15 protein-coding genes are annotated in these 14,291 nt (G+C 70.1%); 7 read left to right on the top strand and 8 right to left on the bottom strand.

Going from position 1 to position 14,291, the window contains the following annotated elements:
• Positions 1-34: 34 nt before the first annotated feature.
• The gene (locus AB0I43_RS13780; protein ID WP_356973575.1) at positions 35-481 is read right to left on the bottom strand and encodes a hypothetical protein; all 447 of its coding nucleotides are present in this window, start codon (positions 479-481) and stop codon (positions 35-37) included.
• A 143-nt stretch (positions 482-624) separates the two neighbouring features.
• Positions 625-1,245 (bottom strand): PaaI family thioesterase, encoded by a 621-nt coding sequence (locus AB0I43_RS13775; protein ID WP_356973723.1) that lies wholly within the window; start codon positions 1,243-1,245, stop codon positions 625-627.
• A 155-nt stretch (positions 1,246-1,400) separates the two neighbouring features.
• On the opposite strand from AB0I43_RS13775, the gene AB0I43_RS13770 reads away from it, so the two are divergent.
• The 5 genes from AB0I43_RS13770 to AB0I43_RS13750 all read left to right on the top strand — a co-directional run bounded on the left by AB0I43_RS13770 (position 1,401) and on the right by AB0I43_RS13750 (position 6,104).
• Positions 1,401-2,294, top strand: a complete 894-nt coding sequence (locus tag AB0I43_RS13770) for a 1,4-dihydroxy-2-naphthoyl-CoA synthase (RefSeq protein WP_356973576.1) — start codon at positions 1,401-1,403, stop codon at positions 2,292-2,294.
• Between the two features lie 13 nt (positions 2,295-2,307).
• Positions 2,308-2,700 (top strand): VOC family protein, encoded by a 393-nt coding sequence (locus tag AB0I43_RS13765; RefSeq protein ID WP_356973577.1) that lies wholly within the window; start codon positions 2,308-2,310, stop codon positions 2,698-2,700.
• Between the two features lie 373 nt (positions 2,701-3,073).
• The gene (gene menE, locus AB0I43_RS13760) at positions 3,074-4,210 is read left to right on the top strand and encodes an o-succinylbenzoate--CoA ligase (RefSeq protein WP_356973724.1); all 1,137 of its coding nucleotides are present in this window, start codon (positions 3,074-3,076) and stop codon (positions 4,208-4,210) included.
• Between the two features lie 65 nt (positions 4,211-4,275).
• On the top strand, positions 4,276-5,271 hold the full coding sequence (locus AB0I43_RS13755) for an ATP-binding cassette domain-containing protein (RefSeq protein WP_356973578.1): 996 nt from the start codon (positions 4,276-4,278) through the stop codon (positions 5,269-5,271).
• Positions 5,268-6,104, top strand: a complete 837-nt coding sequence (locus AB0I43_RS13750; protein ID WP_356973579.1) for an ABC transporter permease — start codon at positions 5,268-5,270, stop codon at positions 6,102-6,104. Before AB0I43_RS13755 ends, AB0I43_RS13750 begins: the two co-directional genes overlap by 4 nt.
• Before the next feature lie 55 nt (positions 6,105-6,159).
• Here the strand turns inward: AB0I43_RS13750 and AB0I43_RS13745 are convergent, their stop codons facing one another.
• Positions 6,160-9,921: a BTAD domain-containing putative transcriptional regulator gene (locus tag AB0I43_RS13745; RefSeq protein WP_357432099.1), complete on the bottom strand. Its 3,762-nt coding sequence runs from the start codon at positions 9,919-9,921 to the stop codon at positions 6,160-6,162.
• Between the two features lie 169 nt (positions 9,922-10,090).
• On the opposite strand from AB0I43_RS13745, the gene AB0I43_RS13740 reads away from it, so the two are divergent.
• Entirely contained in the window at positions 10,091-10,960 is an 870-nt protein-coding gene (locus AB0I43_RS13740; protein ID WP_356973582.1) for a 1,4-dihydroxy-2-naphthoate polyprenyltransferase, read from the top strand.
• Positions 10,961-11,015: 55 nt separating this feature from the next.
• Here AB0I43_RS13740 and AB0I43_RS13735 read toward each other — a convergent pair whose 3' ends face one another.
• From AB0I43_RS13735 to AB0I43_RS13715, 5 genes are all read right to left on the bottom strand, one after another.
• Entirely contained in the window at positions 11,016-11,402 is a 387-nt protein-coding gene (locus tag AB0I43_RS13735) for a phage holin family protein (RefSeq protein ID WP_356973583.1), read from the bottom strand.
• 70 nt (positions 11,403-11,472) lie between these two features.
• Positions 11,473-12,075, bottom strand: a complete 603-nt coding sequence (locus AB0I43_RS13730; RefSeq protein ID WP_356973584.1) for a Clp protease N-terminal domain-containing protein — start codon at positions 12,073-12,075, stop codon at positions 11,473-11,475.
• Positions 12,075-12,296 carry a helix-turn-helix domain-containing protein gene (locus tag AB0I43_RS13725; RefSeq protein ID WP_356973585.1) on the bottom strand — a complete coding sequence of 74 codons (222 nt, stop codon included), beginning with the start codon at positions 12,294-12,296 and terminating at the stop codon, positions 12,075-12,077. Before AB0I43_RS13725 ends, AB0I43_RS13730 begins: the two co-directional genes overlap by 1 nt.
• A 116-nt stretch (positions 12,297-12,412) precedes the next feature.
• Positions 12,413-13,498: a PLP-dependent cysteine synthase family protein gene (locus AB0I43_RS13720; RefSeq protein WP_356973586.1), complete on the bottom strand. Its 1,086-nt coding sequence runs from the start codon at positions 13,496-13,498 to the stop codon at positions 12,413-12,415.
• Positions 13,495-13,836, bottom strand: a complete 342-nt coding sequence (locus AB0I43_RS13715; protein ID WP_356973587.1) for a DUF4229 domain-containing protein — start codon at positions 13,834-13,836, stop codon at positions 13,495-13,497. Before AB0I43_RS13715 ends, AB0I43_RS13720 begins: the two co-directional genes overlap by 4 nt.
• 183 nt (positions 13,837-14,019) lie before the next feature.
• Here AB0I43_RS13715 and AB0I43_RS13710 point away from each other — a divergent pair, with 183 nt between their 5' ends.
• Positions 14,020-14,229 (top strand): BldC family transcriptional regulator, encoded by a 210-nt coding sequence (locus AB0I43_RS13710; protein WP_194816112.1) that lies wholly within the window; start codon positions 14,020-14,022, stop codon positions 14,227-14,229.
• Positions 14,230-14,291: the final 62 nt, after the last annotated feature.

Here is a 14,291-nt window from a genome sequence, read left to right as displayed (position 1 = left end):
TGCCGCAGGGCTTCGGTGTGCGGCGTTCAGAAGATCAGCCGGCGTGGCGCTGAACCAGATCGCCGACGCGCGGCAGCGCCTCGATGACGTTCTTCTTGGCCGAGGAGCGCAGCGAGGAGTAGACCTTCTGCAGGGCCGGGCGGGTGGACGCTTCGGCACGGGCGTCGGTGACGGCGAGCAGCGCCTCGGCGACCTCGTCCGACTTCGCGACGAGAGTATCGGCGAACGAGCCCGACCCGCCGGCAGCGTATTCCTGCCAGAACGGCTCCAGCTGCGCAACGAGCTTGGGGGCCAACGACTCCAGCGCGTCCGGCACGATGGTCGGGCTGACCTTCTTCACCGCGGCGTAGCCGCCCTTGACGGCCAGGCCCGACGCACCACCCTTGTCCGACACCTCGGCGTCCAGAACCGCCTTGGCATCGGCCAGGAAAGCCGTACGATTGGCGTCGTTGAGCAGGGATTCAGACAGTGCTGCAACCACTTTCAGGTTCCTCCGGATCGATGTCGATGAACGAGCGCTGGCCACTATACGCACCACCCGCACCAGGCACGCGGTGCTCACCCGGCAACCGGGCGAGTCGGCTATACCCGGCACCGGTGTCGCGCAAACAAACTGGAACCGATTCAGGGCTGCCACGGGAGCAGTTGAACCATCAATCCTTCACAATCAGCGAGGACTTCGCCCAGCTCATCGCGTAATTCCGCGGTTATGAACGTCTTTCGCCCCTCGGTCCGCGCGACCCGGCCGGTCACCGTCAGCGGCGTCTGCAACGGAGTGATCTTTCGATAATTCACATGCAGATACGCGGTGCGGCTGATCGGGCGGCCGGCGTAGTGCACGATCATGCCGAGCAGATCGTCGAACAGCAGCGGGAGCACGCCGCCGTGCGCGGCGCCGTTGCCGCCCAGGTGATACCGGCGGAACTCGCCCGCCATGGTGATGCCGTCGGGTCCGGCTTCGACTGTGCGCCACGGCAACAGCAGCAGGCTGCCGCGCCCGGGCAGGGTCACCGCGCGCCCGGCCGGGCCCTGGAGTTCGGGCGCGCGGTAGGGCTCGAGCAGGCCGATCAGTTCGTTCGCCTTGGCGAGCGCGTCGCCGAACACCTCGTCGGGCGCGTCGACGCTGACGGCGAGATCCTGCAGGGTGCGCATGGCCTCGACGAACGGTCCGAAGTTCGCGCCGATCTCCGCGCGCGACACCTTGGGGAAGCCGCCGTGCTTTTCGTACCTGCTCTCGTCGACCATGCTGCTGTCGATCTTCGGCTTCACACCGTTCCCTGAAACAGGTTCCACTCGCTCGTTCATAACTTGCACGGTAACGCGTCTTTTTACACCGTCAAGTCCTGACGACCGATAACCGGCCACTGGCCAGTCCAGGCGGCGCGACGATAATCTCTGGCGTGACGTTCAATCCGAAGTTGTGGCGGCCCGTTCCCGGTTTCGAGAACCTGACCGACATCACCTATCACCGGCATGTCGACCAGGGCACCGTCCGCATCGCCTTCGATCGCCCCGAGGTGCGCAACGCCTTCCGCCCGCACACCGTCGACGAGCTCTACCGAGCCCTCGACCACGCGCGGATGACCGCCGACGTCGGCGCGGTGCTGCTCACCGGCAACGGCCCCAGCCCCAAGGACGGCGGCTGGGCGTTCTGCTCGGGCGGCGATCAGCGCATCCGCGGGCGCAACGGCTACCAGTACGCCAGCGGCGACACCGCCGACACCGTCGATCAGGCGCGCGCCGGCCGGCTGCACATCCTGGAAGTCCAGCGGCTCATCCGCTTCATGCCCAAGGTGGTCATCGCGCTGGTCAACGGCTGGGCCGCGGGCGGCGGGCACAGCCTGCACGTGGTCTGCGACCTCACCCTCGCCAGCCGCGAGCACGCCCGCTTCAAGCAGACCGACGCCGACGTGGGCAGCTTCGACGGCGGCTACGGCAGCGCCTACCTGGCCAAGATGGTCGGCCAGAAGTTCGCGCGCGAGATCTTCTTCCTCGGCCGGCCCTACACCGCCGAGGAAATGCATCAGATGGGCGCGGTCAACAAGGTCGTCGACCACGCCGAACTGGAGAACGTGGCGCTGGAGTGGACCGCCGACATCAACGGCAAATCCCCGCAGGCGCAGCGCATGCTGAAGTACGCGTTCAACCTGCTCGACGACGGCCTGGTCGGCCAGCAGCTGTTCGCGGGCGAGGCCACCCGCATGGCCTACATGACCGACGAGGCCGTCGAGGGCCGCGACTCCTTCCTGCAGAAGCGCGCCCCCGACTGGACCCCGTACCCCTGGTACTTCTGAGCGAACGGACACCATGGAAATCCTCAGCAGCCGGATCATTCTGCGGCCCGCCGACTACCCGGCCACCCTCGCCTTCTATCGCGACAGCCTCGGGCTGGCGATCGCGCGGGAGTATCCCGGCGGCACCGTCTTCTTCGCCGGGCAGTCCCTGGTGGAGATCGCGGCGCACGGCGGATCGGGCGTGTCGTCGGCCTTCGACGGCGCGATCTGGCTGCAGGTGCGCGATGTCGCCGACGCCGCGGCGGAACTCGCGCTGGCGGGGGTCGCGATCGATCGGGCGCCGGTGCGCGAGCCGTGGGGCCTGATCGAAATGTGGGTCAAGGACCCCGACGGCGTGCCGGTGGTGCTGGTCGAGATCCCGCCGGATCATCCGATCCGGCGGGATATTCGCAGCTCGGACCACTGATCGACGATCTTGTCCGAACGATCGAGTTGCCGGGGCGCCCGACTGCGAGGACGATTGCAAGCACACGCGGCAGCGGCCCCGGGTCCGAACACGTGACTCCGCCCGCCGCCGATCGAAGACCGAGGGTGTCCGACCGCCGAAGTCCGGGTACCCCTCGCGTACCCGTCCGACGAGTGAATCGCAGACACCGACATGCCTGGCTTAGCTGAGCCCCACCGCAAACCGACCCGTTCCGCGCGCGGCGGCGCGGGCATGACACGATCCCTACCGTGAGAGGGCGCAGCGATCGAACCACGGGCTTGTTGCCTCTGGGCACGACAGGAGCAACGGCAGGCGAGGTGCGGGCGTGAGTAGGACGCTGCGCACGCTGCCGATGCCCACCGGATCCGGTGTCGGCGATGTCCTGCCGCACCTGCGGGAAGCCTTGGAGGGCAACGGCCCCGCCTGGCTACCCATCCCGACCAGCGACCGGCGCGAAGCGCGCCGGCTGTCCGACGCGCTCGGGCCCGGCGAGCCGATCGACGACGAGGTCGCCCTGGTGGTGACCACCTCCGGCACCACCGGCGTGCCCAAGGGCGCCATGCTCAGCGCGGCCGCCCTGCGGGCGAGCGGAGCCGCCACACATGACCGCCTCGGCGGCCCGGGCAGCTGGCTGCTCGCGCTGCCGACCCACCACATCGCCGGTATCCAGGTCCTGCTGCGCAGCATCCAGGCCGGCACCGAGCCCACCGTGCTCGACGTCTCCGGCGGCTTCCTGCCCGAGGCGCTGGCGGGCGCCATCTCCGGCATGCGCGGTCCGCGCCGGTACACCGCGCTGGTGCCGACCCAGCTGATCAAGGCCCTGGACGCCCCCGTCGCCGCGGCGGCGCTCGCCGAACTCGACGGCGTGCTGGTCGGCGGGGCGGCCACGCCACCGCACGTGTACGAGCGCGCGCAAGCGGCCGGTATCAACGTGGTTCGCACCTACGGCATGAGCGAGACCTGCGGCGGTTGCGTCTACGACGGCGTTCCGCTCGCGGGCACCGAGGTCCGGATCGAGGACGGCCGGGTCGTGCTCGGCGGCGACATGATCGCCGTCGGCTACCGCAGTCAGCCCGATCACCCGGCCTTCGCCGAACCCGGCTGGTTCCGCACCGAGGACGCGGGCAGCTACGAGAACGGCGTGCTCTCGATCAGCGGCCGTCTCGACGAGGCCATCATGACCGGCGGCCTGCTGGTGATCCCGCAGGTGGTCGAGGCCGTGCTCGGCACGCACCCCGCGATCAGCGAATGCGTGGTGCTCGGCCTGCCCGACGAACGGCTCGGCCAGCGCGTCGCGGTCGCCGTCGTCCCGGCCAAGGGCGCCACCCCGACCTTGGACGAGCTGCGCGACCACGTGGTCCGCGAGCTCGACTCCATCGCCGCGCCGCGCGAACTCGCCATCCTGGAGGAGCTCCCGCTGCACGGCCCGGGCAAGCCGAACCGCACCGCCGTCCGCGAACTGCTGCTCTCGCACACCACGATCACCTAGGCGTGCAAGAAGGCGTGTGATCGGCGTGCAAGGGCCGTGCAAGAACGGCCCCGCACAGTGATCGCATGACATCATTCGCACCTGATTCAGCGCTCGCCGTCGAGGCGAACGAGCTGGTCAAAGTGTTCGGGGAACAGCGCGCCGTAGACGGCGTCAGCCTGGCCGTGCCGCAGGGCGCGGTGTACGGCGTGCTGGGACCGAACGGGGCCGGCAAGACCACCACCATCCGCATGCTGGCCACCCTGCTGCGGCCCGACGGCGGCAGCGCCCGGATCTTCGGCCGCGACGTCGTCGCCGAGCCGACGGCCGTGCGCTCGCTGATCGGCGTCACGGGACAGTACGCCTCGGTCGACGAGAAGCTCACCGCCACCGAGAACCTGATGATCTTCTCCCGGCTGCTCGGTCTCGGCCGCGCCGACGCCCGGCGCAAGACCGCCGAGCTGCTCGAGGAGTTCGATCTGACCGAGGCCGCCGACAAGGCGCTGGAGAACTTCTCCGGCGGCATGCGGCGCCGCCTCGATCTGGCCGCCAGCCTGATCTCCACGCCGCCGCTGCTGTTCCTCGACGAGCCCACCACCGGACTCGACCCGCGCACCCGCGCCCAGATGTGGGAGACCATCCGCCGGCTGGTCCGCGAGGGCGCCACGGTGCTGCTCACCACGCAGTACCTGGACGAGGCCGATCAGCTGGCCGACCGGATCGCCGTCATCGACCGCGGCAAGGTGATCGCCGACGGCACCGCTGACGAGCTGAAGGCCTCGATCGGCGGGTCCTCGCTGCACCTGACGCTGGCCGACAAGACCCAGCTCGACGAGGCCCGGCGCATCGTCGGCGATTTCCTCGGCGCCGAGGCGCAGATCACGCCCGAGGCCGGTCGGCTCACCGCGCCGCTGCGCACCGCCGACATGACCACCGATCTGCTGATCCGCCTGCGCGAGTGGGAGATCGGGATCGACGAGATCAACGTTTCCAAGCCCAGCCTGGACGAGGTCTTCCTCACCATCACCGGCCGTCCGGCCGCGGACGAGACCTCCTCCGCGAACGAAAGGAGCGCGGCATGACCACGACTCTCGACGCGCCCGCGCCCACCGGCCGCACCCTCGCGAAGATCCCCGAGGTGAGCAATCGCATCGGCCTGAAGCAGACGGTGCAGAACTCGCTCACGATGGCCTACCGCGGCATCCTGAAGATCAAGCACAATCCCGAGCAGCTGTTCGACGTCACCATTCAGCCGATTCTGTTCACCGCGCTGTTCGCCTTCATCTTCGGCGGCGCGATGTTCGGATCGGTGGACAACTATCTGCCGCTGTTCATCCCCGGCATCCTGGTGCAGACCGTGGTACTGACCTCCATCGTCACCGGCACCCAGCTGCGTGAGGATATGGACAAGGGTGTCTTCGACCGGTTCAAATCGCTTCCGATCGCGCGCATTTCGGCGCTGTCGGGCGCGCTGATCGCGGACATGGTCCGCTATCTGATCGCCACCACCCTCACCGTCGTGATGGGCCTGATCCTGGGTTACCGCCCGGGCGGCGGCTTCGTCGGCGTGCTGGCCGCGTGCCTGATGGTGATCGTCTGCTCGTTCGCGATCAGCTGGATCTGGGCCCTGGTCGGCGTCACCGGCAAGAGCGCCTCCGCCGTGCAGGGCATCTCGATGATCATCATGTTCCCGCTGACCTTCGTCTCCGGCGCGTTCGCCCCGGTGTCCTCCATGCCGGGCTGGCTGCAGGGCATCAACCACGCCAACCCGGTGTACTACATGGTCAAGGCCGCACAGGAGTTGATGAACGCCAACCACTACGGCTCCAACCTGCTCTGGTCCCTCGTCGGCTCCCTCGCCGTCATCGTGATCATCGCCCCGCTCACCGTCCGCGCCTACATGCGCCGCGCCTGACCGGATACCGCCATGGGCCGGAGGATTCCGAATCCTCCGGCCCTTTCGTGTCCGCTCAGCGGCCCTCGTGCATCTTGTCCAGGAGTTCCAGGACTCGGTGGGCGGCGACCTTGCGGCCCAGTTTCGCGGCGCGGGAACGGGCTTCGGCTACGCGGTCGGGGCCGACGCGGGTGCGGGCGAGGTCGAAGTGGCGGGCGAGTTGCATGGAGGGGTAGTCCTGGCGGGCCTGGACGCGGCCGGCCAGGGCCAGCAGTTCCAGGCCGCGGGCCGGGGCCGCGCCGCTGTTGAGCAGGTAGGAACCGAGGCCGCAGGCGACCGAGCCGAGCTGGGGCAGGTCACTGAGCTGCGGCAGCACGATGCGGGCGTTCTCGACCAATTGGGCAGGGAGCAGGCCGGTTTCGGCGGTCCGGCCGTGCAGCACGTGCCCGCCCAGCGCCGCGACGCCGAGCATGATGCTGCCGGGGCCCGGGGCGAAGGTCGGGTCCGGCCAGTCGTAGAGCTCGAGGGCCCGCCAGAACAGCCGCAGCCCGCCGTCGATATCGCCCTCGGCCAGGGCGAGTTCCGCGGCCGAGCAGGTCAGCGCGCCGGCCAGGTGGTTGGTGGTGCCGGGTAGCCCGTCGACGGTGCCGTTGGGGCCGAGCGCGATCTCGATGTGGTGCCGGGCGCGCTCCAGTTGCCCGGCGCCGACGAGCGCCGCGGCCAGGTGCGCCCGGGTCTCGACGCTCTCCTCCGAGGTGCCCAATTGCCGCAGCAGATCCAGGCATTCGGTGTAGTAGGTGACCGCCTCGTCGTAATTGGCGACCTGGCCGCAGACGCCCGCCAGGTGCCGGCTCACCATCGACACGTTCCAGACGTCGTCCGGATCGAGCAATTCCAGTGCGCGCAAGGCGTCTTCGGTCGACCCGGGCACGTCGCCCATGTTCTCGCGCATGTTGGCGCGCAGCATCAGCGCGGTGGCCCGGGTGTCCCGGTCGGGTGAGCGGACGCCGGCGACCAGGGCGCGGCCGATCCCGCGCAGATTGGCGCGGGTCAGCATCACCCGGCACAGGAAACGGCCCTGCTCGCTCAGATCGGTCCGGTCGCGCAGCAGCCGCCGCACCCGCATCCGCAGCTTGGACAGCTCCCGCATGTTCGCGCCGAAGAACGCCAGGTGCAGGAAGATCAGCACATAGTTGACCAGGTGGTGGTCCGCGGGCGGGGCATCCGGCGCTCCGGCGGGATCGAGCGCGAGCAGGCGCTCCGCCCAGCTCATCACCTCGACGTGCGAGCCGCGGATCACCCACAGCGCCCCCAGCACCGGAAAGACCGTGTACAAGGTGACGGCGTCGCGCTGCTCCACCGAATACCGCAGGACCGCAAGCAGATTGTCCTGTTCGGCGGCCACCGACAGGGCCAGCCGGATCTGGTCGCCGCGCCCCCGCGAGTCGGCCGCGTCGCCGGCGAAGGCCCGGGCCCACACCGCCATTCGGCGCATCACCACCTCGCCCTCGCCCGCCCGCGTGAGCTGTTCCTCACCGAATTCGCGCACCGTCTCCAGCATCCGGTAGCGGGTGCCGAGGCGGTCGTCGTCGAGCACGGTGAGCAGCGACTGGTTCACCAGTCCGTCCACCGCGGCCGCGACATCGCAGTCGGCCCCGGCCACCACTTCGGCCGCCGTCAGCGTGAAACCCGCCGGGAAACGGCACAACCGGCGCAGCGCGAGCTGCTGATCCGGCTCGAGCAGATTCCAGCTCCACTCGATCACCGCGTGCAGGGTGCGGTGCCGCTCCGGCGAGCTGCGATCGCCGCTGCGCAGCAGCGCGAATCGGTCGGCGAGCCGTTCGTTGATGTCCTCGACGCTCAGGGTGCGCACGCGCGCGGCCGCGAGTTCGATGGCCAGCGGCAGGCCGTCCAGGGTGCGGCAGAGCTGGGCGACGACCACCGGATCCAGCCGCACCGCGGGCCGCACCGCGCGGGCCCGGGCGCGAAACAAGTCGGTGGCCGGCGAACCCGACTCGTCGATCGCCAAGGGCGGCAACGGATACACCGTCTCGGCGGTGATCATCAGCGGTGCGCGGCTGGTGGTGAGCACGGTCAGTTGCGGGCACGCGCCGATCAGATCGGCGACGACCACGGCCACCGCCTCGATCATGTGCTCGCAGTTGTCCAGGATGAGCAGCATCGGGCGCGCCGACAACGCGCCGCGCAACCGCTGCCGGGCCTCGGGGAGATACAGGCTGGACGCGGCCTCGTCGGGGTCGCCGCCGGAATCGCGCAGGCGCTGCCGCGCGTCGGCGACATACTTGTTGCGCAGACCGGTGGAATCGACCGTCAGTTCGCCCAGCCCCAGCGCCGCGCTGATCGTGGCCTCGAGTTCGACCCGGGTGCGCTCGACGCCACCGTCCGAGCGGACCGAGGCCAGCTCCACCAGCAGCACCGGCAGGTGCGCGGCGGCGCGGGCGCCGACCTCGTTGGCGATCCGGGTCTTTCCGGTGCCGCCGGGGCCGAGCACGGTGACCACCCGGGATTCCGGCAGCAACTGCCCGAGCGCGGTCAGGTCGCCCTCGCGGCCGAGCAGCGCGTTCGGCGCGGCGCGCAGGCCGATCGCCATGGCGGCGAGGGTGTCGGTGTCCTCGGGCAGGGCGCCCGGAGCGGCGGAGCCGCCCTGATGAGCACGACCGCCCTCGGCAGCCCGCGCCCCCTGGGCCGACCCGTAGCCGGATCCCGCGCTACCGGCAGAACCGTTTCCGAACCCTGAACCCGCAGTCGCTCGGCTGCCGAACCCCGGGCTCGCCGCCGCCCCGTTGCCGAACCCCGAGCCCGCGAGCCCCCGGTTGCCGAACCCCGAGCCCGTGGGGGCCTCGCCGCCGAACCCTGAACCCGTGGGGGCCTCGCCGCCGAATCCCGAACCCGTGGCAGCCTCGCCGCCGAACCCCGAACCCGTGGCAGCCTCGCCGCCGAACCCCGAACCCGTGGCAGCCTCGCCGCCGAACCCCGAACCCGCGGGCAACTCGCCGCCGACTCCAGCGACCGGCCCGGAACCGGCCACCGTACTCGCCCGGCCACCGGTCACCCTGTCGCCCACCGGTTCCCCGCGCAGTATCGCCGTGTTCAACTCGATCAGCTCGCGCCCCGGATCCGCGCCCAGCTCGTCGCCGAGCCGGGCCCGGAACACCGCGAACGATTCCAGCGCTTCGTTGCCGCGCCCGGATCGGGCCAGCAGCCGCATGAGCACCACCTGGGCGGGCTCGTCCAGCGGCTGTTCGGCGGCCAGCTGCCGGGCGAGGCGCAGCGCGCCGTCGACATCACCGGCGGACTCGCGCGCCGACAACTCCAGCGCGTCGAGTTCGCGCAGGCGGCCCGCGGCCGCGGTGGCCAGTTCGTCGGCGACCGCGCCGGGCGGCAGGTCCGCGCCGGGTTCGCCCCGCCACAGTGCGCGCGCCGCGGCCACCGCCGCGACGCAGCCCGCGCTGTCACCGTCGTCGCGACGGACGCGGGCGTCGCGCAGCAGCTCGGTGAGCGCGCTCAGGTCGACCTGGCCGGGCCGCAGGGTCAGCCGGTAGCCGGCCGGGCCGATCTCGAGGACGCCGTCGGGCAGCACCGCGCGCAGCCGCGAGACCTGTGTGTGCAGCGCGTTCATCGGGGCGCGCGGGGGTTGCTCGCCCCAGACGTCGTCGATCAGGGCCTGGGCGCTGCGGGCGCGGCCGGGATGCAGGGCCAAGGCGGCCAAGAGCAGACGCGACCGGGTGCCGGGCACCGTGTGCAGCGTGCCGTCGCGGCGTAGCGCGATTTCGCCCAGCAGGGCCACCACGACCGTTTCGCCTGCGGGCGTCGTCACTCGACTGCGCCCCTGGGGGCCGCTGTGTTCCGGCAACATTCCTCGGTCATCGTATGCGAGCGACACCCGGTCGGTCCTCCTGGTTTTTCGCCGCGTGGCGCGCTCCGGCAGCTGTGTCCTGCCGCACGCCTGGGAGGCCGGGACCCGCCCGGGCGATTAGGCTCGGCGCATGGCTACTGCAGCGCAATGGATCGAGGGCGCGCGTCCCCGCACTCTGCCGAACGCGATCGCACCGGTGCTGGCGGGCACCGGCGCGGCCGCCGCCCTCGGCGGATTCGTGTGGTGGAAAGCCGTTCTCGCGCTGCTGGTTTCGCTGGCGCTGATCATCGGCGTGAACTACGCCAACGACTATTCCGACGGCATCCGCGGCACCGACGACGAGCGGGTCGGTCCGCTGCGGCTGGTCGGATCGAAGCTGGCCTCGCCCGCCGCGGTGAAGAACGCGGCGGTGCTCAGCCTCGCGGTCGGCGCGGTGCTCGGCCTGGTGCTCGCGGCCACGACCGCGTGGTGGCTGCTGCTGGTCGGCGTGGCCTGCCTGGCGGGCGCCTGGTTCTACACCGGCGGCAGCAAGCCCTACGGCTACAGCGGTTTCGGTGAGATCGCGGTCTTCGTGTTCTTCGGGTTGATCGCGGTGCTCGGCACCGAGTTCGTGCAGGCCGAGCGGGTCGACTGGGTCGGCCTGGTGCTCGCGGTGGCGGTCGGCGCGTTCTCCAGCGCGGTGCTGGTCGCCAACAATCTGCGCGATATCCCGACCGATACCGAGTCCGGCAAGACCACGCTCGCGGTGAAACTCGGCGACGCGCGGACCCGCACCCTGCATCTGGCGCTGCTGGTGATCCCGTTCCTGGCGACACTGGCGCTCGTCGCGCGGACGCCCTACGCGCTGGTCGGCCTGGTCGCGATTCCGCTCGCGGTGCGGGCCAACGCGCCCGTGCGCGGCGGCAAGAACGGCCTCGAACTCATTCCGGCCCTGCGCGATTCCGGGCTCGCGCTGCTGATCTGGTCGGCCGTGACGGCGCTGGCCCTCGGTCTGTCCTGAGCCCGCACACCCGGACACCCCGGCGGTCGCCCGCCGGGGGTGTCCGGGTTTCGCGTCAGTCGTTGTCCGGGACCAGGATTCCCAGCACCCAGTTGACCAGGGTGATGATGATGCCGCCGAGCAGTCCGGCCCAGAAGGAGCCGACGTGCAGGCCGTAGTCGGAGAACGCGTCGGTCAGCCACGCGGTCAGCATCAGCATCAGGGCGTTGACCACCAGCAGGAACAGGCCGAGGGTCAGCACCACCAGGGGCAGCGAGAGCAATTTCACCAGCGGCTTGACCAGGGCGTTGACCAGCGTGAACACCGCGGCGATGACGAGCACCACGATGATCTTGCCGCCGTTGCCCTGATCCTCGGGGTACACGATGTCGATCTTGTCGACCCAGGCGGCGGCCAGCCAGATGGCCACCGCGTTGATGATCAACCGAATCAGAAGCTGCATGGGGCCATGCTAGGCCCCGGGTGCACCCGGGGCGCGTGCGAAACACGATGACCAGTCCGCTCCTGCCCCGTCAGGCGGCCTGATCCAGCAGCGCGTGCACCTTGGGCCGCAGGGCCTCGATGCCCTTGCCGCCGCCGAGGATCCGCGCCGTCGTCTCGTTGGGCGCCCGCAGGATCGCGAGCAGGATGTGCGCGGATTCGATGGTGCCGTCGTCGCGGGCCAGCGCCTCCCGCAGCGAAAGCTCCAGGATCTTCTTCGCCCCGCGGGTGAACGGGATGTGCCCGAACAGACGCGGAGTCCCGAAGCCGAACCGGCCGCGCTTGGCCTCCTCGGCGGGCACCGCCCGTTCCCACGCGTCCGCCCCGAAGGTGGCCTCCAGGCTCTCGCGGACGGCGTCGAGATCGATGCCGATCGAGCGCAGCGCTTCCGCATCGGCGGCGCCGAGCGGCTCGTCCGCGGCCGCCGCACCCGCGGGCGGCGCCGCGAGCTGGGCCAGCACGCCGTCGTGGGTGAGCCCGGCGGCGGCGAGCAGCTCTTCGAGCTCCGCGTCGCCGGCGGCGAGCAGCCCGAGCAGGACGTGCTCGACGTCGATGGTGGTGGAGCCGAGCATGCGGGCGGTCTCCTGCGCGTCGACCACCGCCACCCGGGCCGATTTACTGAACCGTTCGAACATCAGCGGTTCCTGCCTCTCCGGTTGTACTTCTGATGGACCGCCTGCTTGCTGACCTCGAGCGCTTCGGCGATGGCTTGCCAGGACCAGCCCTGTTCGCGGGCATTGTCGACCTGGATCGCTTCCAGACGCTCGAGCAGCCGACGCAGTGCGAGCACCGCGCGCAGGCCGACCCTGGGGTCGGGACTGCCGGCGGCGGCCGCCAGGTTGGTTGCTTCTGTCATGCCGTCAATTTTGATTGACGCTACGGCCTCGTGTCAACAAAAATTGACGATGTTCGCTCTCGGAAAACGCGAAAACCCCCGCCGCGAAGCGACGGGGGTGACGTGCGGCCGGGCGGCTAGCCGGTCCAGGCTCCGGTGGCGTGGAACTTCTCCAGGATCGCCGTCGGCTCGGCCAGGCTCATGCCCTGCGCGGCGACCCACGCGTCGTCGAAATACGTGCCCGCGTACCGATCGCCGCCATCACAGATGAGCGTGACGATGCTGCCCGAGCGGCCCGCCGCCAGCATCTCCCCCACCAGCGCCCACACCCCCCACAGATTGGTGCCGGTGGACCCGCCCACCCGGCGGCCCAGCGCGACGCTCGCGTGCCGCGCCGCCGCGATCGAGGCGGCGTCGGGCACGTGGATCATCCGATCGATCACCTGGGCGATGAACGACGGCTCGACCCGCGGGCGGCCGATTCCCTCGATGCGAGAAGGCATTCCGGTCTGGTAATCGAGATCGGCGGTCTCGTAGCCGCCGAAGAACGCGGAGTTCTCCGGGTCCACCACCGCCAGTTTCGTGACGTGCCTGCGATAGCGGATGTACCGGCCGATGGTGGCGCTGGTGCCGCCGGTACCCGCGCCCACCACGATCCACTCCGGCACCGGGCACACCTCCAATTCCATTTGCTGGAAGATGGATTCGGCGATGTTGTTGTTACCGCGCCAGTCCGTGGCACGTTCGGCATGGGTGAACTGGTCCATGTAGTGCCCGCCGCACTCGCGCGCCAGCCGGGCCGCCTCGGAGTAGATCTCCGGTGGGCGCTGCACGAAATGACAACGGCCGCCCTGCGCTTCGATCAGCGCGATCTTCTGCGGCGAGGTGCTCGCGGGCATGACGGCCACGAAGTCCAGGCCGAGCAGCTTGGCGAAATACGCCTCGCTCACCGCGGTCGACCCGGAGGACGCCTCCACCACCGTGGTGCCCTCGGTGACCCAGCCGTTGCAGATCGCGTACAGGAACAGCGAGCGCGCCAGGCGGTGCTTCAAACTGCCCGTGATGTGGGTGGATTCGTCTTTCAGGTAGAGCTGGATTCCCCACTCCGCGGGCAGCGGGTAGCGCAGCAGGTGGGTGTCGGCGCTGCGCTGGGTGTCGGCGTCGATCAGCCGGACCGCGTTGTCCACCCACTCCCGGGGCGCGCTCTGGTCACAGAACTTCACTTACCGCCCTCCGACTCGCCTCGCAGCCGGGCGCGCAACTGCGCCTTGTCCGCGCGGCGCTTGGCGTCGACCACCGCGATGTCCTCGTTCACCCGCGTGCGCAGTTTCTTGAACAACGTCAGCGACAGCGGCATCGCGATGATGAGCGCGAACAGCGCCGCCACCACGATCGGGATCTCGACGCCCACCACTTTCGCGAGCAGCACGATCACCGCCGTCAGCGCCGCGACCAGCAGCAACCTGGCCAGCGTGTACAGCGCGAGGTTGCGGACCAGCCGCCTGTTCGCCTTCGGAGATTGCTGGGCGGATGCGGGGTCTGGCTGAGTTGCGTCGCTCACGTCTGCCAGCGTATGCGAAGCTGTTGCCCGCCCTCGGTCCCCACCCATCGCCGAGGTCGGGCGCTTATCCGTTTTGTCCATTACTTCGCCTTTACCAAACGTAGGTGGTTCGCGTACCTAGGGGTTGGGGTGCAACGATGGCGCCATCTGATGAGGGAACTGTCGAGAACGGAGAGGTTTGCTATGAGTGCGATCACCGTCGGCGGCCAGGACACCCTGCTGACACCGGGACAAGTTGCTGCCATGTTCCACGTCGATCCCAAGACCGTCACCCGCTGGGCCCACGCCGGGCGCCTCGGGTCGCTGCGCACACCCGGCGGCCACCGCCGGTTCCGTGAGTCCGAGGTGCTGCAGCTACTGCGTTCGCTCACCACGGAAGCGTCCATCCGCTGACGCGCTGAGCGGGGCATCGGCCGGCTGCGCCGGCCCTCGTCACCCGTGCGGGCGCGGGCCCG

Source organism: Nocardia sp. NPDC050435 (genome assembly GCF_040655395.1).
Classification (GTDB): domain Bacteria; phylum Actinomycetota; class Actinomycetes; order Mycobacteriales; family Mycobacteriaceae; genus Nocardia.
Note: the sequence above shows the minus strand (reverse complement) of the source record. Positions and strands in the feature narration are given on the sequence as shown.

Bases quoted from the DNA above. Each gene is read 5' to 3' on its own strand.
- AB0I43_RS13775 (WP_356973723.1), bottom strand. From the start codon at position 1,245: ATGGTCGACGAGAGCAGGTACGAAAAGCACGGCGGCTTCCCCAAGGTG.
- AB0I43_RS13765 (WP_356973577.1), top strand. From the start codon at position 2,308: ATGGAAATCCTCAGCAGCCGGATCATTCTGCGGCCCGCCGACTACCCG.
- menE (WP_356973724.1), top strand. From the start codon at position 3,074: ATGCCCACCGGATCCGGTGTCGGCGATGTCCTGCCGCACCTGCGGGAA.
- AB0I43_RS13755 (WP_356973578.1), top strand. From the start codon at position 4,276: ATGACATCATTCGCACCTGATTCAGCGCTCGCCGTCGAGGCGAACGAG.
- AB0I43_RS13750 (WP_356973579.1), top strand. From the start codon at position 5,268: ATGACCACGACTCTCGACGCGCCCGCGCCCACCGGCCGCACCCTCGCG.
- AB0I43_RS13740 (WP_356973582.1), top strand. From the start codon at position 10,091: ATGGCTACTGCAGCGCAATGGATCGAGGGCGCGCGTCCCCGCACTCTG.
- AB0I43_RS13735 (WP_356973583.1), bottom strand. From the start codon at position 11,402: ATGCAGCTTCTGATTCGGTTGATCATCAACGCGGTGGCCATCTGGCTG.
- AB0I43_RS13730 (WP_356973584.1), bottom strand. From the start codon at position 12,075: ATGTTCGAACGGTTCAGTAAATCGGCCCGGGTGGCGGTGGTCGACGCG.
- AB0I43_RS13725 (WP_356973585.1), bottom strand. From the start codon at position 12,296: ATGACAGAAGCAACCAACCTGGCGGCCGCCGCCGGCAGTCCCGACCCC.
- AB0I43_RS13710 (WP_194816112.1), top strand. From the start codon at position 14,020: ATGAGTGCGATCACCGTCGGCGGCCAGGACACCCTGCTGACACCGGGA.